Here is a 26,893-nt window from a genome sequence, read left to right on the forward strand (position 1 = left end):
CACTACTTGGTTTTGGGCCTGCGGCCGGCCCGACGGCGACCGCAGAAGGGCCAGGCCAGCCCCACGGCGTGAACCCCAAAGTGCACTCGTGAAGGGTTTGGCAATAGTCTGGCCAGATGGGGACAACCACCGTGAACAATGGCGAACAGATCGACAGGCAGTCCCGCATCCTCGAAGCAGCGCTCGATCTGCTGTCCCGTCACGGTATCTCAGGGGTGAGCATGCGTGCGGTGGCGCGTGAAGCCGGGGTGGCCTTGGGCCTGGTGAACTACTACTACGACGACAAGACCAGCCTGATCCGCGCGGCCCTGCGCCGGGTGGACGAGCACGACCTCCTGCTGGTCGCGCAGGATCCGTCGTCTCCCCCGGACGAGCAGCTGCGCAAGTCCCTGCGGCGGGTTGCGGCTGCCGACCTGCTGACCACCCGCTACCTGTCCCTGCGCCTGCACCTTTGGGCCCTCGCCCGGGCAGACGAGGACTATGCGCAGATCAATGCCGCCGCCTTCGACCGCTATATCGACGGCCTGGCGGCGCTGGTGTCCAACGCCCTGCCCGGGCTCTCCTGGGAGGAATGCCGCGCGCGGTCATCCGACATCGTGGTCATACAAAACGGCATGTGGTTGACGTCGCTCCTTGGCGTGGACAAGGAATCCATCCAGCGGAGCATCGCACGCACGGAGCAGATCGCCTTCGCCCCGCCGGGCGACGCCAACAGCAGCCGGGACTCGCTCCAGGGGCAGTAAGGCATATCCCATCCCGGCGGCTTCCGCCTCCTCCGTAATCTTGAACGTCTGTTCAAGTTAGGTATTGAACACTCGTTCAACCTCCGCTACTGTCCTCCGTATGACTTACGCCACACCGTCCAGCGACGAGACAGCATCCACCCTCTTCATCAACGGCGCGTGGGAGCCGGCAGCCTCCGGCGCAGTGCGCCAGATCCACAACCCCGCCGACGGTGAACTGGCCGCCACGGTCTCCGAGGCCGGCCGGGAAGACACCGAACGCGCTATCGCGGCAGCCCGGGCTGCCTTCGACTCCGGAGTCTGGTCAAGTGTTCCGGCGCCCGGGCGCGGAACCTTCCTGCTCCGGGTCGCCGCGGAACTCCGTGAGCGGCGGGAGAAGTTCGCCCGTGCCGAGTCACTGGACACCGGGAAGCGGATTGCCGAAAGCCGCATCGACATGGACGATGTCGCCGCCTGCTTCGAATACTTCGGCCGGCTCGCCGGGCAGCAGTCCGGCCGCGTGGTGGACGCCGGGGACCCCGCCGTCGTGAGCAAAATCGTCTACGAGCCCGTGGGCGTCTGCGGCCTCATCACTCCGTGGAACTACCCGTTGCTCCAGGCCGCGTGGAAGATCGCGCCCGCACTGGCCGCCGGCTGCACCTTCGTCCTCAAGCCCTCCGAGCTGACGCCGTCCACCGCCATCCTGGCCATGCAGCTGCTGCAGGACCTCGGCCTGCCGGACGGCGTGGCCAACCTCGTCACCGGCCCCGGCGCGGAGGCGGGTGCACCGCTTTCGGAACATCCCGCCGTCGACCTTGTCTCCTTCACCGGCGGCCTGGAAACCGGCAAGCGGATTGCCGCAGCTGCTGCCGGCACCGTCAAGAAGGTGGCGCTGGAGCTGGGCGGCAAGAACCCCAACGTGGTGTTTGCTGACGCGGACTTCGATGCCGCCGTGGACAACGCCCTCAACGGCGCCTTCGTCCACTCCGGGCAGGTCTGCTCGGCCGGCGCCCGGCTGCTGGTGGAGGAATCCATCGCCGAACGCTTCGTGGACGAGCTGGTCCGGCGCGCACAGGACATCCGGCTGGGCGGCCCGTTCGACGAGACCGCAGAAACCGGGCCGCTGATCTCCGCAGCCCACCGGGACAAGGTCCACGCCTACGTCCAGCGCGGCATCAAGGAGGGTGCCCGGCTGCGGTGCGGCGGCGCGGCGCCGGCGGGGGAAAAGTACGACGGCGGCTTCTACTACCAGCCCACCGTCCTGGACCGCGTGACAAGGGGAATGTCCGTGGTCGTGGACGAGGCCTTCGGCCCGGTGGTGACCGTGGAGACTTTCCGCACGGAGGACGAAGCCGTGGCCACCGCGAACGACACCATCTACGGACTGGCCGGCGCCGTCTGGACCCAGGATGCCGGAAAGGCGCAGCGCGTGGCGTCCCGGCTGCGGCACGGCACCATCTGGATCAACGACTACCACCCCTACCTCCCCCAGGCCGAGTGGGGCGGCTTCGGCCAGTCCGGCGTCGGCCGCGAGCTGGGCCCCACCGGCCTGGCGGAATACCAGGAAGCCAAGCACATCTACCAGAACACCAGCCCCCAGGTCACCGGCTGGTTCGCTGGCCACGGCAAGGAGAACTAGATGCACTTCGACAACATCGAGGACCTCAGCGAGCGCGGATTCGACTACGTCGTCATCGGCGGCGGATCCGCCGGCGCCGCCGTCGCCGCCCGGCTGAGCGAGGACCCGGACGTGACCGTGGCCCTCGTGGAGGCCGGCCCGGACGACCGCAACATCCCCGAGATCCTGCAGCTGGACCGTTGGATGGAGCTGCTGGAATCCGGCTACGACTGGGACTACCCGGTGGAACCGCAGGAAAACGGCAACTCCTTCATGCGCCACGCCCGCGCCAAGGTCATGGGCGGCTGCTCCAGCCACAACTCGTGCATCGCCTTCTGGGCTCCACGGGAGGACCTGGACGAGTGGGAGTCCAAGTACGGCGCCGCCGGCTGGAACGCCGACGCGGCCTGGCCGCTGTACCGGCGCCTGGAAACCAACGAGGACGCCGGCCCGGACGCCCCGCACCACGGGGACTCCGGCCCCGTGCACCTGATGAACGTGCCCCCGGTGGATCCTGCCGGCGTCGCGCTCCTCGATGCCTGCGAACAGGCCGGCATTCCCCGCGCCAAATTCAACACCGGGACCACCGTGGTCAACGGCGCCAACTTCTTCCAGATCAACCGCCGCGCGGACGGCACCCGGTCCTCCAGCTCGGTCTCCTACATCCACCCGATTATCGAGCGCGAAAACTTCACGCTCCTGACCGGCCTCCGCGCCCGCCAGCTGGTATTCGACGCGGACAAGCGCTGCACCGGCGTGGACGTGGTGGACTCGGCGTTCGGCCGGACCCACCGGCTCTCCGCGCACCGCGAGGTCATCCTGTCCACCGGCGCCATCGACTCCCCCAAGCTGCTGATGCTCTCCGGCATCGGCCCCGCAGCGCACCTCGCCCACCACGGGATCGAGGTCCTGGTGGACTCCCCCGGCGTGGGTGAGCACCTGCAGGACCACCCCGAAGGCGTCGTGCAGTTCGAGGCCAAACAGCCGATGGTGCAGACGTCCACGCAGTGGTGGGAGATCGGCATCTTCACCCCCACCGAGGACGGCCTGGACCGCCCGGACCTGATGATGCACTACGGCTCCGTCCCGTTCGACATGAACACCCTGCGGCACGGCTACCCCACCACGGAGAACGGCTTCAGCCTCACCCCGAACGTCACGCACGCCCGTTCCCGCGGCACCGTCCGGCTGCGCAGCCGCGACTTCCGCGACAAGCCGATGGTGGACCCCCGCTATTTCACGGACCCCGACGGCCACGACATGCGCGTCATGGTGGCCGGCATCCGCAAGGCCCGCGAAATCGCCGGGCAGCCCGCCATGGCGGAATGGACCGGGCGTGAGCTTTCGCCCGGCATCGAGGCACAGACCGACGAGGAACTGCGGGAGTACATCCGCAAGACCCACAACACCGTCTACCACCCGGTGGGCACCGTCCGGATGGGCCCTTCCGACGACGACATGTCACCGCTGGATCCCGAGCTGCGGGTCAAGGGCGTCACCGGCCTGCGCGTCGCCGATGCGTCGGTCATGCCGGAACACGTCACCGTCAACCCCAACATCACCGTCATGATGATCGGCGAGCGCTGCGCGGACCTCATCCGCGCCGGCCGGTCCGGCGACACCATGACCATGGAAGAAATGGAGCTCACCGCGTCCCTCGCCTAAGCGGCAAGGTCCCGGCGGCGGGCATCAGCCTTCCATGCGCCACAGCCGGCCGGTCATCATCATCGTGCTTTTCTGATTTAGGAGTCCACATGGCGGAACCCAGCAAGAGTATTGATTCAAGCGGCATGGACGAGTTTGGCTACACGCAGACCCTGGACCGGAGCATCGGCAAGTTTGCCAGCTTCGCGGCAGGCGTCAGCTACATCTCCATCCTCACCGGCGTATTTCAACTGTTCTACTTTGGCTTTTCCATGGCCGGCCCGGCGTACGCCTGGTCCTGGCCCCTCGTCTTCGCGGGCCAGCTGATGGTGGCATTGTGCTTTGCCGAACTGGCGGGCCGCTACCCGGTGGCCGGATCGGTGTATAACTGGGCCAAGCGGCTCGCCTCCGGGACCTGGTCCTGGCTGGCGGGCTGGCTGCTGCTCATCTCGTCCATCGTGGCGCTCGGCGCCGTGGCCCTTGCCCTGCAGCTCACCCTGCCCCAGCTCTGGTCCGGCTTCCAGTTCGTCGGTGATGGCACCGGCCCGTACGATTTCGCCATGAACGGTGTGGTGCTGGCCAGCATCATGATCGGCATTTCCACAATGATCAACGCCTTCGGCGTGAAGCTGATGACCAGGATCAACAGCATCGGCGTCTTCGTGGAACTGATCGCCGCCGTACTCCTGATCCTCGCACTGGGCTGGCACGTGATGCGTGGGCCTGAGGTCTTCTTCGACACCGCAGGCTTCGGGGAGAGCCACGACCTTGGCTTCTTCGGCGTGTTCCTGATCGGCGCCATGGCCTCCGGCTACGTTATGTACGGTTTCGACACAGCCAGCTCCCTCGGAGAGGAAACCAAGGACCCCAAACGCACGGCACCCAAGGCCATCCTGCGTGCCGTCACTGCATCCTTCGTGCTGGGCGGGCTGATCCTGCTCTTTGGCATCCTCGCGGCTCCGGACCTGGCCGACCCCAAGCTCGGGGCGGCCGACGGCGGGCTGCAGTACCTGGTGCTCTCCGTCCTCGGGGGCCCCTTCGGCAAGGCATTCCTCGCCTGCATCGTGGTGGCCGTGGTGGTTTGCACCCTCGCCGTCCACGCCGCCGCGATCCGCATGATGTTCGCCATGGCGCGGGACAACAACCTGCCGTTCAGCCGGCAGCTCGGCAAGGTGTGCCCGGTCCGCCGGACCCCCACCGTCGCTGCCATCGTGATCGGCGTTATGGCCGTCATCCCGCTGCTGGTCAATGTGATGCAGCCGGCAATCTTCACCATCATGTCCAGCATCAGCATCGTCCTGATCTACCTGTCCTACCTGCTGGTCACCGTTCCCTTGCTGCGCAACCGGCTCCTGAAGAAGTGGCCGCTTGCCGAAGACGGCTCCGAGCCCGGCTTCAGCCTGGGCACGTGGGGACTGCCCGTGAACATCCTCGCGGTCCTGTGGGGCGGCGCCATGACGGTGAACCTGGTGTGGCCGCGCCAGGAGATCTACAACTCGGTGCCGCCGTTCGAGTGGTACCTGCAGTGGGGCGGGGTGCTCTTCGTGGCGGCGGTCGCCGGAGGCGGGGCCCTGCTGTACCGGCTGAAGATCCGCCATCAGACCGGGGTGCTGGCGGAGCACGCCGCGGCAGTCGCGGCGCACCCGTCGTCAGGTCCGGTAGTTCCGGCGGCTCCGGAAGAACTGGACGTGGTGGACGCCAAAGTGCATTAGGGCAAGTGTCCTAAACCGTCAGCTGACGGTCTTCAAGGAAGGGGCGACGACGGCACTCACCTCAGTGCCGCCGTCGCCCCTTCTTTTAGCGTTCCGCCAAGGCCTCCATTGATAGGCGAACCACCGTCACACGGATCGCTACCCCTGCCAGGATTCTGTCCTAGTCCAGTAACAATGCAAAGGCGTGGTCAAGCGCGACCCGGACTGCCCCGCGGAGGGCCGCATGGTCAGTGAGTGTCGAGGCGGCGAGGCGTGGGTGAGCGGAATTAAGCCCTTTCAGCTTTTCGTCGAGCGACGGGATGAGGACATCCCCCGCCCCTGCCGGGCCGCCGGAGAGTACGATCAGCTGGGGATCCAGGAGGGTAGCTACAACAGCAATGGCACGGGCTGTGCGCTCCGTGACTATATCGATCACTTCGGATGCTGCGGGGTCGCCCTTCCGGGCCGCCTCGATCACCATCTCGGCGTTCACCGCGGCCGGAACTCCGCCGCAGAGACGCAGCAGCTCGCTGCTGTTCGGGGATCCCGGCCGCTCGCCGTCCAGTATGTCTGCGGCAGCAATAGCCCCCAGTTCCCGGCACATGCCGCCAATGGCGTCTGTATTCCCTACGCCTTCCACCAGTTCGAGGAACCGCATTTCACCGGCTGACCCTCCGCCGCGAATGAGCCGGCCGCCAATGTGGATCCCGGCACCCAACCGCTCGCCGGAGAGGAGCACCACGACGTCATCGACGTCCTGGGCTACGCCGATCCAGCGCTCGGCGATGACAGCGAGGTTGGCGTCATTGTCGACGATCAGTGGCCAGTTGAAGTCCGGTCGGAGGGCTAGGCGGAGGTCCAGGGAGGAAAGCCCCGGCAGGTATGACTCCAGCGCAACCGCATGTCCGTTTGGCCTGACGGGGGCAGGCACTGCCATCCCGGCCGCCATCACCTTGGACGGATCCACGCCGGACCGGGCCAGGACTTCCCGTGTGGCCTTCCGTGCGACCAGTAGGCGTTCAGGCGCCCCGAGGTGCTCGTCGCGCCACTTTTCTGACCATTCGGCGACGATGGTGCCAGCGAGGTCGGACAAGCACAGCTGCAGTTTTGTGGCTCCGAGGTCGATCCCCAGCACGTAGCCGGCCCTGGCATTCAGCCCGAACCGTCGTGATGGGCGTCCGCTTCGCGTGGGCAATCCCGGGCGGGTCCCGTCTTCGGTCAGCCATCCCAGCTTGAGCAGTTCGTCGCAGACGGCCAGGACGGTAGGCCGTGAAAGGCCGGTCGCTTCCATGAGGCCGCTGGCATCCAGTTTGGCGCCGGAAACGAGGGCTCCCATCACGGCCGAGGCGGAGATCTTGCGGAGCACGGGGAGCGTGGCCTCCGTTTTTCTTGTGCTGTTTTTCAACGCCATCCCTTGACCGGCTTATGTACTGCTCACCATACTAGGGGTGCGTTTATTAACGGCTTTTATATATTCGTCCCGAGAGCACTGATGGGGATACCAGGTGCTCAAAAACCGAGGAGAGCAATGAAGCATCACCTTAGAACGGGCTGCGCCGCCGTCGCCCTTGCAGTTGCGGCGTCGACTGTCGCCTTTTCCCCTGCCAGCGCAGAAGCAGAACCCGCGCCGGGGGCGCCGGGGGCTTCCGCGACGTGGACAAAAGGCGACAAGGAGGGCGTTGGCTCGTCCGTCAGCACAGCTTCGAAGGTCTGGTACACCCTGACAGAGGGGACCCTCAGCGAGGTGTACTACCCGCGCGCAGACACCCCCAATACCCGCGAACTCCAGTTTGCCGTCAGCGACGGATCCCGCACCCAGCGTGAGAATGAGGACACGACCCGGCGGGTGGAGCTCGCTGACCCGCAGGCGCTGAGCTACCGGCAGATCACTGAAGACAGTGCCAGTCGCTGGCGGTTGACGAAAACCTATGTGACAGACCCGCAGCGCTCTGCTGTGATGCTCGGGGTTACCTTCGAGGTGCTCGACGGCGGGAATTACCAGCTCCATGCCCTGTTCGATCCTTCCCTGGCCGGCACTTCCGGCGGGGACTCCGGCAGGACTGTCGGTAATGCCCTGGTGGCAGAAGACCTTTCCATTCCGGACACCCCGGTTGCCTCCGCAGTGGTTTCAAGCTCAGGATTCAGCGCCACCAGCACCGGATATGTCGGCACCAGCGACGGCGGAACGGACCTTGGTGCAGATGGCAGACTCGACGGCGCCTACACCGGCGCCGGGCCCGGGAATATCGCCCAGACGGGAACGATCGCGCTGACGGGAGCAAAGACGGAATTCTCCCTTGCCCTGGGCTTTGGCGCGAATGCGCAGGAGGCCCTCGAGACCGCAAACGCGAGCGTGAAGCAAGGCTTCCCCAGAGTGTCGAAGGAGTACACCAAAGAATGGAAGCAGTACCTGCAATCCCTGGACAAGCCGGCCAAGGCCCTGGACGGTGATCTTCTGACGCAGTACAACGTCTCCCTGATGACGGTCAAAGCCCATGAAGACAAGACCTTCCCGGGGGCCTTCATCGCATCGCTGACCACGCCGTGGGGGCAGGTAGCGAACGCCGAGCAACACCGTGAGGGATACCACGCGGTGTGGGCACGTGACATGTACCAATCGGTGACTGCCCTGCTCGCTGCCGGGGACGAGGAAGCTGCCCGCCGCGGCGTTGAGTGGCTGTTCAAGTATCAGCAGTTGCCGGACGGACATTTCCCGCAGACGTCGAAGGTTGACGGAACCGTGGGCCAGAACGGGATCCAGTTGGATGAAACAGCGTTTCCCATCCTGCTGGCGAGCCAAATTGGACGCACAGATGCTGACTTCTACGCCAAAGAACTCAAGCCCGCAGCGGACTATCTTGTTGCCGCCGGCCCCAAGACCCCGCAGGAACGCTGGGAGGAAACAGGCGGATATTCAACGTCGACCCTGGCGTCGCAGATCGCCGCCCTGGCGGCTGCCGGAGACATAGCAGAAGGGAATGGTGACGCCGCTTCCGCTGCGATTTATCGGGCCACTGCGGACGAGTGGCAGCGCAACACGGAAAAGTGGATGTTCACGACCAACGGACCGGTAGGTGACGGCAACTACTACTTGCGCATCAGCGGAAGCGGCGACCCCAACGATGGCGCTGTCCGCGACTGGGGCAACGGTGCAGGCATCCATCCGGAGAACGCCGTGCTGGACGCCGGCTTCCTGGAGTTTGTCCGGCTTGGCGTGAAGCCGCCCGCCGATGCGCACGTCGCGGATTCCCTTGCCGAGACAGACGCCTCCATTTCACAGGACACCCCAGGCGGCCGCATGTGGCATCGCTACACGTACGACGGCTACGGGGAAAAGGCCGACGGTTCGCCATGGGACGGGACCGGAATCGGACGACTCTGGCCGCTGCTGACCGGTGAGCGGGGCGAATACGCGCTGGCTAACGGTCAGGATGCGCTCCCGTACCTGGCAACCATGCACTCCGCAGCCAACGACGGATTCATGATTCCCGAGCAGGTTTGGGACCAGGATGAACCGACAACTTACCGCCACGAACTGGGTCGCAGCACCGGCTCCGCCTCGCCGCTCTCGTGGGCAATGGCACAGTACGTGCGGCTTGCTGCGGGCATGGAAAACGGATCACCGGTTGAGACACCGCAGAACGTTGCTCGGCGGTACGGTTCAGGCGCTGTCGCCGAACCCGCACTTACGGTCGAATCACCTGCCCAGCTCAGCACTTCCGACTCCCCCAGCACCACTGTCGCTGGCATCACGGCTGCAGCCAAGGTATACGTTTCCGTCAACGGTAATGTTGCCGAGGCCCCGCTTACCCCGACGGGCGACGGCACATCCAAGTTCTCATTGGACGTATCCCTTACCGGCACCAAGAACACAGTGACCGTAGCCGCCGTGGGAGCCGACGGCGGCACTGCCGTCGAGGACCGGACCGTCCTGCATTACGGCACCCGCATCGGCGGACTGCAGGACCCGTCTGGAGATGACAACGGTCCTGGAAGCTACACCTACCCGAGCAACCCGGCCTACGTCCCCGGCGCCTTCGACCTCACTGGCGTCGACGTCTATGATGCCGACGATAACTACGCGTTTGTCACCACCATTGCAGGCGAGGTCACCAACCCTTGGGGCGGTCAGGGCATCTCACACCAGCGGATCAACGTCTACCTCAGCAACGGCGATACGACCCCCACCCCGGCCCTGCCGGGCACAAACATGAACGTCGAAGATGCCTGGGATTCCGTCGTTGTCACCGACGGTCGCTTCGACGGGGCGGGCGTTTATGCTCCTGACGGAACCCGCACGTCAGCCGTGACACTGCTGACGGTGCCGGAAGCCCGCCAGATCGTCACCATGGTGCCCAAGGCTGGCTTGGGCAACCTGAATCCTGCCTCCGCAAAATTCGCCGTTGCCATGTTTGGAAACGCCGAACCAGGTGAGGGCATCGGCAACGTACGTCCCGTCTACGACGGCGGATACTGGGCGGCCGGAGATCCGTCCTGGATCAAGGAGTGGCGCTTCGGCGGCGGCGCCGGCGTATTCGACGGCAGCACACCTTCACGGGATACCGACACCAGCGATCCAAATGCCCTGGATGTGGTTGTCCGCGAGGGCCAAAGCCAGGCCGCGGTTCTTGACTGGCAAGCAGCATCACCCGTTGTGGTTCCCATGGTCGGGCTGAAACCATAAGTCCTAATCTCAAGGCGGGGCCGGAAAACTCCGGCCCCGCCTTCCTCATTCGGCATACCGGTTTCACTGGAGTTTGCCCCGCAGCTCTTCAGGAATGGGCGGCCGCGGGAGGAACGCGCCAGGTTCGTGCTTGATCCGTGTCAAAGCGGACTCGATGGCGCCTTTGACCACCACCTCCGCTCCCAATGTGCTCGCAACGAGTTCCGGCAGCGGCAGGTCCGAATCCGTGCGCAGCAGGGTGCGTGCGTGTTCGAGGACAGGTTCGATGGCCCGTGAAATCCCTCCTGCGATGATGACGCGTTCAACGTCCAGGAGGCTGGAGAGCACAACCGCAATCCGCGCCAGTCGGTCCCCGAGCCGGGCGATGATGTCCGCCGCGAACGGATCTCCCTCGCGGGCTGCCTGGAAGACGTCCTCCGCGGTGATTTCCCCCTCGGGGATGTGCCGCAGCATGGTTTTGCCCTCGTATGAGTGAACGCGCGAGCGTGCCCATTTCCGCGCAAGTGCGCCAAACCCGTCCGTGCCCCCTTCGTCGGGCACGAACTTGCCGGCGGTAAGAGTGTCGAGGAATCGCATCTCGCCTGCGCCGCCCCGCGGTCCTCGCAGCAAGTGCCCATCGACGATCAGGCCGGCGCCGAATCGCTCGCCTGTCAGCAACGTTGCTTGATTAGCTGACGGGTCGTGGGCGCGTTCGGCAATAGCGGCGAGGTTGGCGTCATTCTCGACGATGACCATGCCCGGCAGATGGGAGGCGAAGCCGGAATTCATCAGATGCCAGAAGTCGCCTTCGGGGGACCTGCCATAAGCGTCGATCGGCGCGGGAACGCCGACGACGGTAAGTAAGACGTCGTCGAGGGTGCGTCCGATGTCGTGGAGGGTCAGACGGATCATCTCCCGTGCACTCGCACCGCGGCCGGCACGCCCCAGCGCATGCGAGTCAATACTTTGTCGACGCGTGTTCAGCTCGCGGCCGCGCAGGTCGGCGACGATCGCCGTGAGGTAGGACTCCCCCGCGTCCAGCCCAACAACAACACCGGCAGCCTCACGCACTTGGTAGCGGCGGGCCGGCCGGCCTTTGTGAGTACGGCCATCGGACTGCCCGTCCTCCACTTCCTCAAGCCAGCCAATGTCGACCAGACCGTCGCAGACGCCGAGTACCGTGGCGCGTGTCAGCCCGGTCGCGGCCATGGCCTCTCCGGCTGTGAACACCTGTTCCTCGAGGGCGAAGCGAAGCAGTGCATCGGAGTTGATTTGCCGCAACAGCTGCGTTGAGCTCGCCGACGTCGTATTCATCCCTTGACGATATCGCCCGCATCCCCCATCCTCATATAGGACCTAAATATAAGATCCAAATAAATTCGACTTAGGAGCCGATGTTGCCACCTTTGACGTCCGCCGGGACGCGAGTCTCCCGTCGCACCTTCCTTGCCGCTTCCGGGGGTGCGCTGGCCGCTTTCGCCCTGGCCGGTTGTGCACCGGGAGGAGCACGCCCCACCGTCACGTTCCACCAGTCCAAACCTGAAGCTGTCCCGTACTTCCGCGATCTGGCGGCAAAGTTTTCCGCGTCGCAGGACCAGGTCCGCGTCCTGCATGACATGGCGACAAATCTTTCTGCCAGCTTTGTGCGCAGCAGTCCGCCGGATCTCGGTTGCCTCAACTACAACCTTGAGATGGCCAGGTTCATGGAGCGCGGGGCGCTCTCGGACCTTTCGGATCTTCCGGCAGCAGCTTCCATCCGGGACGACGTCCTCGACCTTACGAACTGGTATCCCACCTACCCGGGCCGTACGAGCGTCATCCCCTACTCGGTCATGGCTGCCTCAGTCATCTACAACCGCCGCATCTTCGAACAGAACGGGCTGTCCGTCCCGACAACCTGGGATGAACTGATCGAGGTCTGCGAGGTGCTCAAGGCAGCCGGCATCACACCGATCTACGGCACTTTCCGCGACCCCTGGACGATTGCCCAGGGCCTGTTCGACTACACGGTCGGCGGCATGGTCGACGTGCGCGACTTCTACAAGGCAATGCACCGGATCGGCGAGAAGGTCGGACCGGATTCCGAGGTGTCGTTCCAGAAAACGCTGCTTGAGCCAGTGAAGCGCATGGTCCAGCTGACGTCGTACGTCAACCCCGATGCGTCCAGCCGCGGCTACGGGGACGGCAACACTGCCATGGCGCAGGGGCAGGCAGCGATGTACTTCCAGGGGCCGTGGGCCTTCGGAGAAATTGAAAAGGCCGGCACAGATGTGGATCTCGGCACCTTTCCGCTGCCGATGACCGGCGACCCCGCCGACCTGAAGGTCCGCGTTAACATCGACCTTTCGCTCTGGGTTCCCGAAGTCGCCAACGCCCAGGAGGGTGCCCGCGACTTCCTTCAATACCTCATGGAGCCGGAGATCCAGAACTCCTACAACGCCGAATTCCTGGGCTTTGGCACCACCAAGGACGCGCCGGCGGTGACCGACCCCCGGATCGTTGAGATGCAGAAGTACTACGACGACGGCCGCTTCTATATGGGAGCCTCACAGTTCATTCCGAACTCCATTCCCGCCGCGAACTATCTTCAGTCGATCATCGGCGGCGCCGACGTCGAGAGCACGCTGCGCCGGCTTGACGCCGACTGGGCGCGCCTGGCTTTCCGCGCGTGACCACCACTTCCGTTCTAATGCACGAAACGAGGACCATTCATGTCATCGACGACTAAGCCTTCCACTAGAGCGGTGGTGACGGCCCCGGCAGCGACCAGAGCGACGGTTGCGCGAAAGCGCCGCCTCGATCCGATCTACTACTTCTTCCTGTTCCCGGCGCTGGCGATTTTCACCGTCGCCGTCACGCTGCCGGCTGTACTCGGATTCGTCTACAGCTTCACGAACTCCGTCGGCTTCGGCGACTTCGACTTCATCGGCATCCGGAACTTCATAGCGGTTTTCCAGGATGAAGGGGTCCTCAGCGCCTACGGCTTCACGCTCGCCTTTGCGCTCGTGACCGTCATCGCCGTCAACGCCGTGGCCTTCCTCCTGGCGCTGGGACTCACGTCCCGTGTCCGCTTCCGCGCTGCACTGCGCACGGTATTCGTTATCCCCATGGTGATTTCGGGCATCGTCATCGCGTTCGTCTTCCAGTACCTCTTCTCGAACTCGCTGCCGCTTGTGGGCCAAAGCATGGGAATCGAACCGCTGGCGACGAGCATCCTCGCCAACCCCGATCTGGCGTGGCTGGCGATCGTCTTCGTCGCGGCGTGGCAGTCCATTCCGAGTGCGATGCTGATTTACATCGCAGGGCTTCTCACGGTTCCTGCCGAGGTCTACGAGGCAAGCTCCATCGACGGAGCTTCGCCCTGGCACAACCTGCGGCACATCACCCTGCCGCTGGTCGCCGGGTATGCGGTCATCAATATGGTCCTTGGCTTCAAGAACTACCTCAACGCCTACGACATCATCGTTGGCCTTACCGACGGCGGCCCCGGAGTCGCCACACGCAGCGTCGCGATGTCGATCTTCCGTGGCTTCGAAGGCGGCGACTACGCGTACCAGATGGCCAATGCCGTGATCTTCTTCCTCATCAGCATCGTCATCGCACTCATCCAGCTTCGCTTCACTCGTGGCAAAGGAGGGGTCGCAGCATGAGCAGCGCACCCAGCACCATCACAGCAGGACCCACGCCCGCCGGGAAGAAACATCCGATCCGCGCCGGCAAAAAACGCAGCAACTGGCCTGCAACCATCGTCCTCATCGTCTGCACGCTCAGCGTGCTCGTCCCGCTGTACGTCACGATCAGCATGGCGTTCAAAACCACCGGCCAGGCGGTGGACGGCAACGCCTTCTCGCTGCCAAGCCCCCTGACCTTCGACAGTTTCGTCCAGGCATGGACGCTCACGAACTTCCCGCGCGGCTTCGGAATCTCGGTGTTCGTGTCCGTGACCGCCGTCGCGGGGGAAATCATCGTGTCGGCGCTGGCAGCCTACGCGATCGTCCGCAACTGGGACCGCCGGCTCTTCCGCTGGTCCTTCTTCTACCTGCTCGCGGCGATGTTCATCCCGTTCCCCGTGGTGGCGCTGCCGCAGATCCAGCTCACGGGCCTTGTCGGACTGGACAATCCACTCGGCGTCGCGATCCTGCACATCGTGTTTGCCCTGGCGTTCAACACGATGCTTTTTACGGCCTTCCTGCGCTCCATCCCGCTGGAGCTGGAGGAAAGCATGCGCATTGACGGCGCCGGCACGTGGCAGGTGTTCTGGAAGCTCATCTTCCCCCTGCTCGGGCCGATGAGCGCAACGGTGGGCATCTTCGCCTTCATCGCGTCATGGAACGACTTCATGATGCCGTCACTCATCATTTCCGACCCGGAACTGCAGACGATCCCGGTGCTGCAGAAGATCTTCCAGACGCAGTTCAGCAACAGCTACAACGTCGCCTTCGCCTCGTACCTGATGGCGATGGCGCCGGCGATCGTCGTCTACCTCTTTACCCAGCGCTGGGTAATGTCCGGCCTGACCCAGGGCGCAGTCAAGTGACGCCAGCCGCCAAACCGACCACAGACCCAAAAGTAAAGGACAAAGTCTTGCCCTCCATCGCCACCAAGGCAACCAGCACCGGGCCCAAGCAGATGACCGACCCCGACTGGTGGCGCCAGGCCTCGGTCTACCAGATCTACCCCCGCAGCTTCGCCGACTCCAACGGCGACGGTATCGGTGACATCAACGGCATCACCGCCAAGGTCCCTTACCTGAAGGCTCTGGGAATCGATGCGGTCTGGCTGAGCCCGTTCTACCCTTCAGCCCTCGCCGACGGCGGCTATGACGTGGACGACTACCGTAACGTTGACCCGCGGCTCGGCACTCTCGAGGACTTCAACGACATGGCCTCCGCCCTGCACGCCGCCGGCATCAAGCTGATCGTGGACATCGTGCCCAACCACTCCTCGAACCGCCACGAGTGGTTCCAGGAAGCCCTCGCCTCCCCGAAGGGATCCCCCGCCCGCGACCGCTACATCTTCCGTGACGGACTCGGCGACAACGGTGAACTTCCGCCGTCAGACTGGGACTCCGTGTTCGGCGGTCCCGCCTGGGAACGCATCACAGAACCCGACGGAACTCCGGGGCAGTGGTACATGCACATCTTCGCCAAGGAACAGCCGGACTTCAACTGGGACAACCGCGAGGTTCGCGAAGACTTCCTGAAGACCTTGCGCTTCTGGTCCGACCGGGGCGTGGACGGTTTCCGGATTGACGTCGCCCATGCCCTGACCAAGAACCTCGAAGAGTCCCTGCCCACCAAGGCAGACCTCGAAACCCAGGGCGAGGCGCTGTACCTTGCCGGTGCGCATCCGTACTGGGACCGCGACGAAGTCCACGAGATCTATGCCGAGTGGCGCAAGCTCTTCAACGAGTACAACCCGCCGCGCACCGCTGTTGCCGAAGCCTGGGTGCACTCGGACCGCCGGGCACGTTACGCCAGCCCGGAGGGCCTTGGCCAGGCCTTCAATTTCGACCTGCTGCAGGCAGACTTTGACGGCGCCCAGTACCGGAAGATCATCACCAAGAACCTCGCCGAGGCCCAGGCTTCCGGCGCTTCCTCCACGTGGGTTTTCTCCAACCACGACGTCGTACGGCACGCCACACGCTACGGGCTGCCAGTCTCCGGACCTTCGGCCGAGGGCGGGATCATGGCCGGCGAGGCCGGCAAGCAGTGGCTGCTGGCCGGCGGCAAGCAGGAAGACGTCGACGTGGAACTCGGCCTGCGCCGCGCCCGTGCCGCATCGTTGCTGATGTTCGCCCTTCCAGGCTCCGCGTACCTCTACCAGGGCGAGGAACTGGGCCTGCAGGAAGTCGGCAGCGAAATCCCCGACGCAGAACGCCAGGACCCGGCCTTCTTCCGCAACAAAGGCGTGGAAATCGGCCGCGACGGCTGCCGCGTGCCGCTGCCCTGGACAGGCTCGGGCACCTCGTTCGGTTTCGGGACGGGCGGTGCCCACCTGCCGCAACCGGAATGGTTCGCAGGCTACTCAGTGGAAGCCCAGGAGGTCCGGGAAGAGTCAACCCTGTCCCTCTACCGCAGGGCGCTGGCCCTGCGGTCACGGCTGCAGACCACCGAAGTGCTGGAATGGCTGGAAACCGGCCGGCCTGACGTCCTGGCCTTCCGGCGCCCCAACGGCTGGACCTCCGTAACGAACTTCGGCACGGAAGCCTTCGAACTGCCCGCCGGCAAGGTACTGGTCTCCAGTTCGCCGCTCACGGCAGGTTCCCTGCCCGGAGCAGCCACGGCCTGGCTCCAGGAAGCGTGATGGCAGCACCCTCGAGCGATACCACGGACGTACCGTCCGGACTGGATTTCGGGATCGGCATCGATGTCGGCGGGACGTGGATCAAGGGCGCGGTCATCAACATGGGCAGCGGCACCCCGGTCGGCGGCGTCCGTCGCCTCCGGACACCTGCCTGCGGCACGGTTGATGCAGTCGCAGACACCCTGGACCAGCTCATCGACGAGCTCGAATCCGAAAGCCCCGGCCATAGCGCCCCTGCTGTCGGCGTCGCCATCCCCTCGATAGTCCAGCACGGAGTGGCCAGGTCGGCAGCAAACATGGACGCCGGCTGGATCGGACTGGATGTTCAAGCCTACTTGCGGGAACGGCTTGGCCGGCCCGTTTGCGTGGTGAATGACGCCGACGCCGCTGGTATGGCAGAGGCCCATTACGGCGTCGGGAAGGACAAACGCGGCGTTGTCCTGGTCCTCACGTTGGGAACGGGCATCGGATCAGCACTCATCGTTGATGGAAAGCTGATACCCAATTTCGAGCTGGGGCATCTGGAAATCGGCGGGCACAAGGCAGAATCCCGGGCATCGGCCGTCGCCCGCGAAAATGCAGGCCTGGACTGGATCGAGTACGCGGACCGGCTCCAGCTGTACCTGTCACATGTGGAGTTCCTGTTCTCGCCCGACCTGATCATCATCGGTGGGGGAATTTCGGAATGCAGCAACGAATACCTGCCTCGCCTGTCACTGCGCGCCCCGGTCATCCCGGCCAGCCTGGAAAACTCTGCGGGCGTCGTGGGTGCTGCCCTGCGGGCAGCTGCAGCCTGAGGGCACGCGACGAAACCGTCCCCAAAAAGGGCCGACGGCGGCACTCACCACGCCGCCGTCGGCCCTTCCAACGAAGCTGCCACCCGCCCAAGCGGTCCTTAGTCACGAGGCGCGGACCGGTGCGGGGTTGCGGCCGCCGCTAAGCTAGCGCCATGGCCAACAAAACCACAGCAGAGAAGCTTGCCACCCTCCAGAAGGGCTACACGCTGGAAGGCGCCACCATAGAGCTGGGAGCCGCGATCGTGGACGGCGAGCTCCACAAGGACGCGCCGGTGCGGCTGCCGCTTTCCATGATGAACCGGCACGGCCTCGTGGCAGGTGCCACCGGCACGGGCAAGACCGTCACACTGCACATGATGGCCGAACAGCTGTCCACCGCCGGCGTGCCGGTCTTCCTGGCGGACATCAAAGGCGACCTCTCCGGGCTGGCCACCGCCGCCGTCGGCAGTGAAAAACTCACCGCACGCACGGAGGGCATCGGGCAGCCATGGCAGGGCAAGACGTTCCCGGTGGAGTTCCTGGCCCTGGGCGGCGATGGCAACGGCGTCCCCGTGCGGGCCACGGTGTCCTCCTTCGGGCCCATCCTGCTCTCGCGGATCATGGAACTGAACGACACGCAGGAATCGAGCCTGCAGCTGGTCTTCTATTTTGCGGACAAGAACGGCCTGGAACTCATTGACCTGAAGGACCTCCGTGCCGTCATCCAGTTCCTCACCTCGGACGAGGGCAAAGACCAGCTCGAGGAACTCGGCGGCCTGTCCAAAGCGACCGCCGGGGTGATCCTGCGCGAGCTTGTGAGCCTCGAGGCGCAGGGACTGGAGAGGTTTTTCGGGGAACCCGAATTCGATACCGCGGAGCTGCTGCGGACCGCCCCGGACGGCCGCGGGGTCATCACGTGCCTGGAGCTGCCCACGCTGCAGACCAAGCCCATGCTGTTTTCCACCTTCCTGATGTGGCTGCTGGCCGACCTGTTCGAGGACCTCCCCGAGGCCGGCGACCTGGACAAACCCAAGCTGGTGTTCTTCCTCGATGAAGCCCACCTCCTCTTCAACGACGCCTCCAAGGCTTTCCTGGAGGCCATCACCACCACGGTCCGGCTCATCCGCTCCAAGGGCGTGGGAATCTTCTTCGTCACCCAGACCCCCAAGGACGTCCCGGCCGAGGTCCTGGGCCAGCTCGCCAACCGGGTGCAGCATGCCCTCCGCGCGTTCACCCCGGAGGACGCCAAGGCATTGAAGGCCACGGTCTCCACCTTTCCGCTCAGCGACTACGACCTGGAGGAAACCCTGACGTCCGCCGGCATCGGCGAGGCCGTCATCACCGTCATGAATGAGAAGGGTGCCCCCACCCCCGTGGCGCTGACCCGCCTGCGGGCGCCCGAGTCGGTGATGGGTCCGAGCGACGAGGCTTTGGTCCGCAGCACCGTGGCGGCGTCAGCCCTGCTGGCCAGGTACGGAACGGCGGTGGACAATCCGTCGGCCTTCGAAAAGCTTTCCGGGAAGGCTGCCGCTCCCACGGGGCCGGCCGCCGATGGCCGGGTGGCCGTTCCAGGCAAGGCTGCCGGCGGAACTACCGACATCGACGCCGAGGCACGCCGGATCGAGGAGGAGATCCTCGGCCGCCCCAGCAGCCGGCCGGCAGCTTCCGGGGATGGAACGCGCCGCTCCCGGACGGAAGAACCGCGGGAACCACGGCCCGAGGCGCGTGATTCGATGATGGGGGATCTGGGTGGCGTGCTGGGCGGAGCCCTGGGCGGCGGGCTGAAGAGCATGGCGAGGTCCATCGGCACGCAGCTTGGGCGGGAGCTGCTGCGCGGGGTGTTCGGCACGTCGTCCCGGCGGCGCCGCCGCTGACCAGGTACCGCATCCGCCATGCCCGACTGCCGTCGTCGGCCGCTTGGCAGGTAACGTAATGACAGTGCAGATGAGTCAAGCGTTGGTGAGGATCGCGGCCGGATGGCTGCTGGGACTCATGCTTGCCGTCGCCGGAGCCGTCGTTGCGGTGAACCTGGTCAACAATACGGTGGCTGGCCCGCAGCAGCCGGTCCGGGAGTATCTGGAGGCACTGCAAAGCGGCGACGGCGGCAAGGCACTGGGGCTGCTTAGGGCAACCGTGCCGCCCAGCAACGCCGCCATGCTGGACGGAACCGCCCTGCAGACTGCAACGTCCCGGTTCACGAACGTGGATATCGGTGACGCGGTGGAGCTCCCGGACAACCAGGTCATGGTGCCCATGCAATACACCATTGACGGCAGCCGGCTCCGCACCGAGTTCCTGCTGGAGAAAACCGGAACCGAGTGGATCTTCTTCAACACGTGGGCCTTTGTTCCGTCGAGGCTTCCCACTCTTGACATCACGGTGGTCAACGCCAGCGAGGCCACCGTCAACGGCGTGCCGGTGAACATGCCGAACGGCCGGAACTCCTTTGCGGTGTTCTATCCAGGCGAGTACGAGGCCACCGTGAACGGCCAGTACTTTTCGGCATCACCCACCAGGGCCACCGTGACGGCGCGGGACGCCCCGGTAGCACCGCTCAACCTCCTCACCCAGGCCACGGACACCCTGAAGAAGGACGTCTCGGCGAAGGTCAAGGAATTCCTGGACAGCTGCGCAGCCGAAGCAGCCAAGGAGCAGAAGCTCCAGCCCGACTGCCCGTTCTACTACGCCAGCAACAACAGGGTGCAGGACGGCACCATCAAGTGGACCGTGACGGAGTACCCCAACGTGTCCATCGAGCCCTTCGACGGGCGCTGGGTGGTGGCTCCCCTCGACGGCAAGGCCAAGGTTGAGGCCCTCCAGCAGAACCTGTTCACCGGCGCCTGGTACCCCCTCAGCGAAGAGGTGGACTTCAGCTTCACCACCCGGTTGGACGTCTCAGGAGACACAGTCAAGGTCACGCCGGTGCTGAGCTTCTAGCCCCTGCCACAACAGCCCAGTTTTAGTTGCCTAATGCCAGGTTTACCGGCCTTTGTGGCGCCAGCTGGGCGAATAACCGGGCCGGTGTGGTTGCGGCCACCGCAGCGAACCCCGGGCAAGAACCTCACGGACCTGCGCCAGGACGGATTCCGGCCCGTGAACCACGTCGTCGTAGAAGAACCTGAGCACGGGCAAGCCCTGCAGTATTGCCGAGTTATCCCGCCGCCGGTCCTTTTTGAACTGGCGCGCCTCGAGGTGGAAGGCGAGCCCGTCAATTTCTACGATGAGGAACCCTTCCAGCAGGAAGTCCACTCGTCCGATGCCGTCGATCCATACTTGGGTCTCGGTAAGAATGCCCGCATCCCGGAACAATACCCGGGCCAGTGTTTCGAGCAGGGAATCCGCACCACGGTCAACTTTGGACACCACGTTCCGCGCTTTGCCACACCGGCTGCCCTCGAGGTGGCGCAGCAGATACGACAGATCGATGTCGCCGCGGTTGTAGGCACACTCCACCATCACCAGGGACTCAAGTTCCGGCAGGCAAAGAAGGGCATGAAGCAAGACATCGGGAAGTGCTGCCAGGGTCCGATACCGGGGTGGCTGCGTCAGGGCAACACGATGGCTGACACAACGGACTGCGCTCCGGCCATTGCTCTGCCAGTAGTGCGGACTGGCAGCAGGTCGGAGCCGCCAGAGGCCGTATGACGGTGCCGCGGAAACACACGTGACCATGCCGCGGGCACGACCTGCAGCCACCAGTTCCGCATCAGCATCTGCCGTGGCCAGGAGTCCTCGTTCCAGCCGTAGCACCTGGCCGCTGCGGACCGCCCGGCGAAGCTCCACATCCGTAGCACCGGCGGCCAGCACATCCCGCCGCAGCAAGACTCCCCCGGCCGACCTGAGGATCTCTGTTGGGTCCATCAAGCCAGACTGTCGGCAGTCCCATGGTCGACGGGAGGCAGCAAGGGGGCTATGTGGAGAACCCTGGGCCCAGGCTGGCCCAGTTTTGGGGGCAAAAGGTGCGGCACTGGCCCGGTTTCAAGCGGCATCAAGCCAATAACCGGGCCAGTTGGACACTCGGCGGCGCGTCAGTCCATCCCGCGGAGGTCCAGGACCAGCTCACGGTCGCCGTCGCGCTGCAGCACCACGGGGATGCCCCAGTCCTGCTGGTAAAGGTGGCAGGCGGCGTGGTCCGGGATTTCGCCGTCCTCGGTCTCGGGGCCGTCACAGGCAGCAGCCCGGGCCGTGATGTGCAGGACGCCCTCGGCCACCTCAGGTGAAAGCTCCAGCGTCCGCAGCAGCCCCACGGACGTTCCGCCGCCGGACACCAGGAGCTCCGGCGGGGTGGAGGAGATCTTCAGCTGCGTGGGATCGCCCCAGCGGTCATCGAGCTTCTGCCCGGTGGGGGCGGTGAAGCGGACGGCCAGTTCAACGGGTCCTGGCGCCACAGGGCTCTTGGGCCGGTGGGTCTGGACCGCTCCCTCATCCACCTGCTGGGCTTCCTTGGGGATGGGAACGAACACCACCTGGTGCTTGTTGGCCTCAACCACCACCAGCAGGGGCTCGGACCCGGCCGAATGCGTGTGGTCCACAATCACGTCGGACGGCTCCAGGAGGCCGCGCGCGAGCGTTGACACCGTGCCCGAGGCGGGGTCGTAGCGGCGGACGGCACCGTTGTAGGTGTCCGCGATCGCCACTGATCCGTCCGGCAGGACTGTCACACCCAGGGGGTGCTGCAGCCGGGCCTCTGCGGCGGGGCCGTCCCGGAAGCCGAAGTCGAACAGTCCCTTGCCGATGGCGGACTCCACCGTGACGCTGCCGTCGTCGTCAATCACCAGCTTGCGGAGGGCGGACGTCTCGGAGTCTGCCACCCAAATGTTCCCGTCCGCGTCCTCGGCCAGGCCGGAGGGCTGCGCGAACCAGGCCTCGTGCGGGGCGCCGTCCAGCAGGCCCTCCAGCCCGTTGCCGGCCACAATGGCAACAGAGCCGGTAATGGGATCGAAGCTAAAGATCTGGTGCGTCCCGGCCATGGCGATCACCACGGCGTTGAGCTTGCGCGACCAGACAACATCCCACGGCGAACTCAGGGCAACATCCAGCGGGTGCCCGCCGAGCGCGCCGGTGAATCCCGCCGCGTCCTCATCCACGCGCGCGGGTCCCGCCTCCAGCAGCCGCTGGACGCCGCTGCCGGCCAGGGTTGAGGCCTTGCCGTCCGCGAGGGACAGCCCGCGGAGCCGGTGGTTGACGGAGTCGGCAATGACGACGTCGTAACCCGCCTTGGCTGCCACGTCTTCCGGCAGCAGGACCAGGCCCTGGGGTTCGTTGAACCGGGCCGCGGCTGTGTCACCGGCGGCCGGGCCGTCGGAGTAGCCCCGGCTGCCGGAGCCAAAGGTGCCCAGGACAGTGTGGAAGTCGGTGGCAAGCTCCACCAGCCGGTGGTGGCCGGTATCGGTGACCAGCCACGAGCCCTTGCTTGCTGCGGAACCGGCGGCCGCGGCACCCGACGCGGTACCGCCGTCGGACGTTCCCTCCGAGGCGGTGGAACCGCGGCCCGGCGGGAGGAAGAGCGCCTTGCCGGGAAAGCGCAGGGTGCCGGACGTGGGCTCGGGCGCCACGTACGGGCCGGAACCGCGATGCAGGGTCCCCTTGGCCTCATGATGTGCGATCAGCTCGGGAATCAGCACGGCCAGGCCGTCCGCGTGGCCTTCGCCGGAGAGGTGCGCCACGATGTAGCCCTCGGGATCGATGACCACCAGGGTGGGCCACGCCCGGGCGGTATAGGCCTTCCAGGTCTCCAGCTCCGGGTCGTCAAGGACCGGGTGGTGGATCTCGTAGCGTTCCACGGCGGCAGCCAGCGCCACGGGATCGGCCTCGTGCTCGAACTTGGGCGAGTGGACGCCCACTGTCACCAGGACATCGGAGTACTGTTCCTCCAGCGGCCGCAGCTCGTCCAGGACGTGGAGGCAGTTGATGCAGCAGAAGGTCCAGAAGTCCAGCAGCACGATCTTGCCGCGGAGGGCTTCAAGGTCCAGTGATTTGCCGCCGGTGTTCAACCAGTTACGGCCCACCAGTTCGGAAGCCCGGACCCGGGCATGCGTGCGTACGGTTTCGCTCATCAGCGTCCTTCCAGCTTGTTTCGTTCAACCAGCTTGGCATCGCGTTCAGCCAACTTGGCAAACATATCGTTGTAAGCGGTGAGATCGGCGTCGTTATTCCTGTCTGCCGCTCGGTCCACGCGTTTGGTCTCCCGCGCGTCCGACCGGGACCACATGATGGCGACGCCGATCGCCACCAGGAGCGTGGGCACCTCGCCGATGCCCCAGGCCACGGCGCCGCCGGTCTGCTGGTCTGCGAGTGCCGACTGGCCCCAGGCCCTGCCCAGGTTCCCGAAGTAGTCCGCGGCCAGCAGGTTGGTCCCGCCCATGATGGCCACGCCGAAGAACGCGTGGAAGCCCATGGTGGCCAGGAGCAGGACGAGCCGCATGGGGTACGGCGCCCGGAGCGGAAGCGGGTCGGTGCCGATCATGCTCAGGATGAAGATGTAGCCGGTCAGCAGGAAGTGCACGGTCATCAGCTCGTGGCCCACATGCTCGCGCATGGCGAAGCCGAACAGGTCCGAGTAGTAGAACAGCACAATCGAGCCGGCGAAGTTCGCGGCGGCGAAGAGCGGGTGCGTGACCAGCTGCGAGAACTTCGAGTGGACGAACACCAGCAGCCACTCACGCGCCCCGCGGGAACCGTCTCCACGGGCAGGCAGGGCCCGCAGTGCGAGGGTCACAGGCGCCCCCAGCACCAGGAAGATCGGCGCCACCATGGTCAGCGCCATGTGGTCCACCATGTGGGCGGAGAACAGCACGCGGCCATAGACCGACGGCGGACCAGAGGTGATGTAGGTGAGCACCAGCAGGCCAATGACCCAGTTCACGGTGCGGAACCACTGCCACTTGTCGCCGCGCCGGTAGATCTTGGCCACGCCAAGGAAGTAGGACACAAGCCCGAACAGCGCCGCGGCGATCCAGAGCCAGTCCAGGCGCCACTCTGTCAGCCAGCGTTCGGGGGTCAGCTCCGGGGGAAGCTCGTACCCGGTGAGGATGAAGGCGGGCGTGGCATCGGGCGCGAAGGCTGTGGGCTCCGGCGGGGCGGACCGCCCCAGTGCGACGGCGACACCCGACGTTGCTCCCATCACCAGGAATTCCGCCAGGACCAGCTGCCAGAGGACCCGCCGCGAGGACATGGTGGAGCCCTTGCGGCTCAGCTGCGGGATCACCCACTGCCGGTGCATGAACCCGATTCCGCCCAGGACCAGGGTGGCCATCGCCTTGGCCAGGATGAGCTGGCCATAGGGGGAACCGAAGAGGTCACCCCAGTTGGTGACCCGGATGCTGGCGTTGATGATGCCGGACGCGAGCACGAGCACGAAGGCAAAACCGGCCAGCGACGAGAACCGGCGGAGCGTCGGCTCGGTGATGTCGGTGGCGGTTGCGGCTTTGGGGCCGGTCAGGATTCCGGACAGCAGGGCCAGCATGATGATGCCGCCCACCCAGGTGCTGACCCCTACCAGGTGCAGGCCCAGGGAGTTGATGGCGCCTTCGTGGTCCGAGGAGCTTGAAGAATGGCCGATCAGTGCTGTGGGGACCAGGCCGGCCAGGGCGAGGATCAGGGTCAGCGCCAGGCCGCCGAGGGACCGCACTCCGAACAGGGCCGTTGTCACGACGGCGGCGATGATGGTGACGGCCAGCCAGGCCCGCCCCGTCTCGATATCCGTCATGAAGTAGACCAGGGCCTGGGTGAACTCGGCATCGCCGGAGAGTCCCTGTCCGGCAACATCAGAGTAGGTGAGGACCAGGACCGCGATGGCCGACAATGTCCACGTCGCACCTGCTGCGGCCGCTACGGCCAGGGCGCGGCTGAAGGCAGGGTGTTCGGGTGCCTCACTGCTCTCTTTGCTCCGGCTGCGGGGCCCCGCATTCCTGGGCAGGATGCCGACGGCGAAGACAAGGCCGCCGATGACGGTGGCCAGCGACACGTTGTGGATTGCCTTGCTGACGGGGAGCCCCCAACGGACAAGCGCTCCAGGATCAGAGACTGCCCTGGCGCCGGCAGCCCCGGAGAAGATGAGCGCAGCTGCCAGGCCCAGGAAGAGGGCGGCCAGTCCGGCCACTTGCCATGTCCGGGAGATCCCCAAGGCGCCGCTGTCCCCCGCCTGCGCACCGTTGCCCCGAACTCCCTTGCCGGGAACGGACGGGGGCTGGGTGGAACGTGGTTTTGCGGCAGAAGACACCATTCCATTGTCCGCTACGCCTGCCCGGGCCGCGAATCGGCTTAAAAGACAAAAGGAGCGGCAACCTGGTGGTTGCCGCTCCTTTTCCGCGCCGGCTGCGTGCCGGGGAGGAAGAAGCCTACTTCTTGTTGGAAACTGCAGCCTTCAGCTTGGAGCCGGCGGTCAGCTTGACGCTGTGGCCTGCCGCGATCTGGATGGTCTCACCCGTCTGCGGGTTGCGGCCGGTGCGTGCTGCGCGGTCGGTACGCTCGACGGCGAGCCAGCCCGGAATGGTGATCTTCTCGCCCGCTGCGACAGAAGTCTCGAAAACCTCGAACAGTGCGTCGAGGACGGAGTTGACGGCTGCCTGGCTGGTGCCGGCCTTGCCAGCTACCTCTGCAACAAGTTCACTACGGTTCTTAGCCATTTATGTCCTCCTGGACGGTCATGATTCTGGAGCCTATACGCGGCATGCGTACAAGCCACTGTTCGAAAACTTACCAGCTTGGGCCTCCGCGTTCCGCAAATTCCGCGTGTTTCCGCGACTTTTTGAGGTTAATCACCGGATTTTTCGGGTTTTTCACCCCGGATTCAGCCGCCAGCGGACGCTCTCTCAGTTGATGCGGGTTTTTCGGCGATGCTCTCTCGGTTGATGTGGGGTTTCCTGGGGTGCTCTTGCAGTTTGGCGCTGGTGGTCGACGGCGGGCCGGCCGGGCAGTGCGGCAGGGCCCCGGGGGCGCGTTAAGTGAGAGAAGGTCCCGCCGGGAGGGCGCGTTAAGTGAGAGAAGGTCCCGCCGGGAGGGCGCGTTAAGTGAGAGAGGGTCCGCCGGAAGTGCGCGTTAAGTGAGAGAGGGTCCGCCGGAAGTGCGCGTTAAGTGAGAGAGGGTCCCCACGGGAGGGGGCGTTAAATGCGGGAGGCCCCAACCTGGTGGTTGGGGCCTCGACCTAATGTATGTCCGGCGGTGACCTACTCTCCCACACCCTCCCGGGTGCAGTACCATCGGCGCTGTGGGTCTTAGCTTCCGGGTTCGGAATGGGACCGGGCGTTTCCCCCACGCTATGACCGCCGTAACCTTGTTACCCGTCCGCCCGGGTGTCCCGGGGGGTGGGAAGTGTTGTGGTTACAACATTGTGGTGTTGTTATTTAGTTGGTGTTCCCTGCAACAAATGGTTTGTTGTTCGGGAACCACATAGTGGACGCAAGCAGTCTTGTTATCTTTTTACCAACCCTGGTGTGGAACCGCTTTTGAACCGGTTTCACGGGTGTGGTGTG

General features: G+C 65.2%; 18 protein-coding genes and 1 rRNA gene. 12 read left to right on the forward strand and 7 right to left on the reverse strand.

The window, feature by feature from the left end; all coding sequences use genetic code 11:
- Positions 1 to 116: 116 nt before the first annotated feature.
- The 4 genes from ACQ3DC_RS06385 to ACQ3DC_RS06400 all read left to right on the forward strand — a co-directional run bounded on the left by ACQ3DC_RS06385 (position 117) and on the right by ACQ3DC_RS06400 (position 5,696).
- A complete protein-coding gene (locus ACQ3DC_RS06385) occupies positions 117 to 743 on the forward strand; it encodes a TetR/AcrR family transcriptional regulator (RefSeq protein WP_430751807.1) in 627 nt (208 codons plus the stop codon).
- A gap of 100 nt (positions 744 to 843) precedes the next feature.
- Complete coding sequence (locus ACQ3DC_RS06390) at positions 844 to 2,361, forward strand: aldehyde dehydrogenase family protein (RefSeq protein ID WP_430751808.1); 1,518 nt, start codon at positions 844 to 846, stop codon at positions 2,359 to 2,361.
- Positions 2,362 to 4,005, forward strand: a complete 1,644-nt coding sequence (locus ACQ3DC_RS06395) for a GMC family oxidoreductase (RefSeq protein ID WP_430751809.1) — start codon at positions 2,362 to 2,364, stop codon at positions 4,003 to 4,005. It begins immediately after the preceding gene.
- A gap of 89 nt (positions 4,006 to 4,094) precedes the next feature.
- Positions 4,095 to 5,696 (forward strand): APC family permease, encoded by a 1,602-nt coding sequence (locus ACQ3DC_RS06400; RefSeq protein WP_157240437.1) that lies wholly within the window; start codon positions 4,095 to 4,097, stop codon positions 5,694 to 5,696.
- A 160-nt stretch (positions 5,697 to 5,856) separates the two neighbouring features.
- Here ACQ3DC_RS06400 and ACQ3DC_RS06405 read toward each other — a convergent pair whose 3' ends face one another.
- On the reverse strand, positions 5,857 to 7,080 hold the full coding sequence (locus ACQ3DC_RS06405; protein WP_430751810.1) for an ROK family protein: 1,224 nt from the start codon (positions 7,078 to 7,080) through the stop codon (positions 5,857 to 5,859).
- Between the two features lie 123 nt (positions 7,081 to 7,203).
- On the opposite strand from ACQ3DC_RS06405, the gene ACQ3DC_RS06410 reads away from it, so the two are divergent.
- Positions 7,204 to 10,359 (forward strand): glucan 1,4-alpha-glucosidase, encoded by a 3,156-nt coding sequence (locus ACQ3DC_RS06410; protein ID WP_430751811.1) that lies wholly within the window; start codon positions 7,204 to 7,206, stop codon positions 10,357 to 10,359.
- 63 nt (positions 10,360 to 10,422) lie between these two features.
- Here ACQ3DC_RS06410 and ACQ3DC_RS06415 read toward each other — a convergent pair whose 3' ends face one another.
- On the reverse strand, positions 10,423 to 11,652 hold the full coding sequence (locus ACQ3DC_RS06415; protein WP_430751812.1) for an ROK family protein: 1,230 nt from the start codon (positions 11,650 to 11,652) through the stop codon (positions 10,423 to 10,425).
- Between the two features lie 80 nt (positions 11,653 to 11,732).
- On the opposite strand from ACQ3DC_RS06415, the gene ACQ3DC_RS06420 reads away from it, so the two are divergent.
- From ACQ3DC_RS06420 to ACQ3DC_RS06450, 7 genes are all read left to right on the forward strand, one after another.
- Positions 11,733 to 13,010: an ABC transporter substrate-binding protein gene (locus ACQ3DC_RS06420; protein WP_321214696.1), complete on the forward strand. Its 1,278-nt coding sequence runs from the start codon at positions 11,733 to 11,735 to the stop codon at positions 13,008 to 13,010.
- A gap of 39 nt (positions 13,011 to 13,049) precedes the next feature.
- A complete protein-coding gene (locus ACQ3DC_RS06425) occupies positions 13,050 to 13,988 on the forward strand; it encodes a carbohydrate ABC transporter permease (RefSeq protein WP_157240427.1) in 939 nt (312 codons plus the stop codon).
- Positions 13,985 to 14,875, forward strand: a complete 891-nt coding sequence (locus tag ACQ3DC_RS06430; RefSeq protein ID WP_321214698.1) for a carbohydrate ABC transporter permease — start codon at positions 13,985 to 13,987, stop codon at positions 14,873 to 14,875. Before ACQ3DC_RS06425 ends, ACQ3DC_RS06430 begins: the two co-directional genes overlap by 4 nt.
- 92 nt (positions 14,876 to 14,967) lie before the next feature.
- The gene (locus ACQ3DC_RS06435) at positions 14,968 to 16,644 is read left to right on the forward strand and encodes a glycoside hydrolase family 13 protein (protein ID WP_430751825.1); all 1,677 of its coding nucleotides are present in this window, start codon (positions 14,968 to 14,970) and stop codon (positions 16,642 to 16,644) included.
- Positions 16,644 to 17,441 (forward strand): polyphosphate--glucose phosphotransferase, encoded by a 798-nt coding sequence (gene ppgK / locus ACQ3DC_RS06440; protein ID WP_321214699.1) that lies wholly within the window; start codon positions 16,644 to 16,646, stop codon positions 17,439 to 17,441. Before ACQ3DC_RS06435 ends, ppgK begins: the two co-directional genes overlap by 1 nt.
- A gap of 152 nt (positions 17,442 to 17,593) precedes the next feature.
- Positions 17,594 to 19,294: a helicase HerA-like domain-containing protein gene (locus ACQ3DC_RS06445; protein WP_430751813.1), complete on the forward strand. Its 1,701-nt coding sequence runs from the start codon at positions 17,594 to 17,596 to the stop codon at positions 19,292 to 19,294.
- A 70-nt stretch (positions 19,295 to 19,364) separates the two neighbouring features.
- Positions 19,365 to 20,357: a hypothetical protein gene (locus tag ACQ3DC_RS06450; protein WP_430751814.1), complete on the forward strand. Its 993-nt coding sequence runs from the start codon at positions 19,365 to 19,367 to the stop codon at positions 20,355 to 20,357.
- Between the two features lie 42 nt (positions 20,358 to 20,399).
- Here ACQ3DC_RS06450 and ACQ3DC_RS06455 read toward each other — a convergent pair whose 3' ends face one another.
- The 5 genes from ACQ3DC_RS06455 to rrf form a co-directional block, all read right to left on the reverse strand.
- Positions 20,400 to 21,281 carry a type IV toxin-antitoxin system AbiEi family antitoxin domain-containing protein gene (locus tag ACQ3DC_RS06455; RefSeq protein ID WP_430751815.1) on the reverse strand — a complete coding sequence of 294 codons (882 nt, stop codon included), beginning with the start codon at positions 21,279 to 21,281 and terminating at the stop codon, positions 20,400 to 20,402.
- 167 nt (positions 21,282 to 21,448) lie between these two features.
- Complete coding sequence (locus tag ACQ3DC_RS06460; protein ID WP_430751816.1) at positions 21,449 to 23,476, reverse strand: NHL domain-containing thioredoxin family protein; 2,028 nt, start codon at positions 23,474 to 23,476, stop codon at positions 21,449 to 21,451.
- On the reverse strand, positions 23,476 to 25,644 hold the full coding sequence (locus ACQ3DC_RS06465) for a cytochrome c oxidase assembly protein (RefSeq protein WP_430751817.1): 2,169 nt from the start codon (positions 25,642 to 25,644) through the stop codon (positions 23,476 to 23,478). Before ACQ3DC_RS06465 ends, ACQ3DC_RS06460 begins: the two co-directional genes overlap by 1 nt.
- A 115-nt stretch (positions 25,645 to 25,759) precedes the next feature.
- Complete coding sequence (locus ACQ3DC_RS06470; RefSeq protein ID WP_009358243.1) at positions 25,760 to 26,047, reverse strand: HU family DNA-binding protein; 288 nt, start codon at positions 26,045 to 26,047, stop codon at positions 25,760 to 25,762.
- A gap of 527 nt (positions 26,048 to 26,574) precedes the next feature.
- A 5S ribosomal RNA gene (rrf, locus tag ACQ3DC_RS06475) occupies positions 26,575 to 26,691 on the reverse strand.
- Positions 26,692 to 26,893: the final 202 nt, after the last annotated feature.

This window comes from Paenarthrobacter sp. NEAU-H11, from assembly GCF_050573415.1.
In the GTDB taxonomy this organism is placed as follows: domain Bacteria; phylum Actinomycetota; class Actinomycetes; order Actinomycetales; family Micrococcaceae; genus Arthrobacter.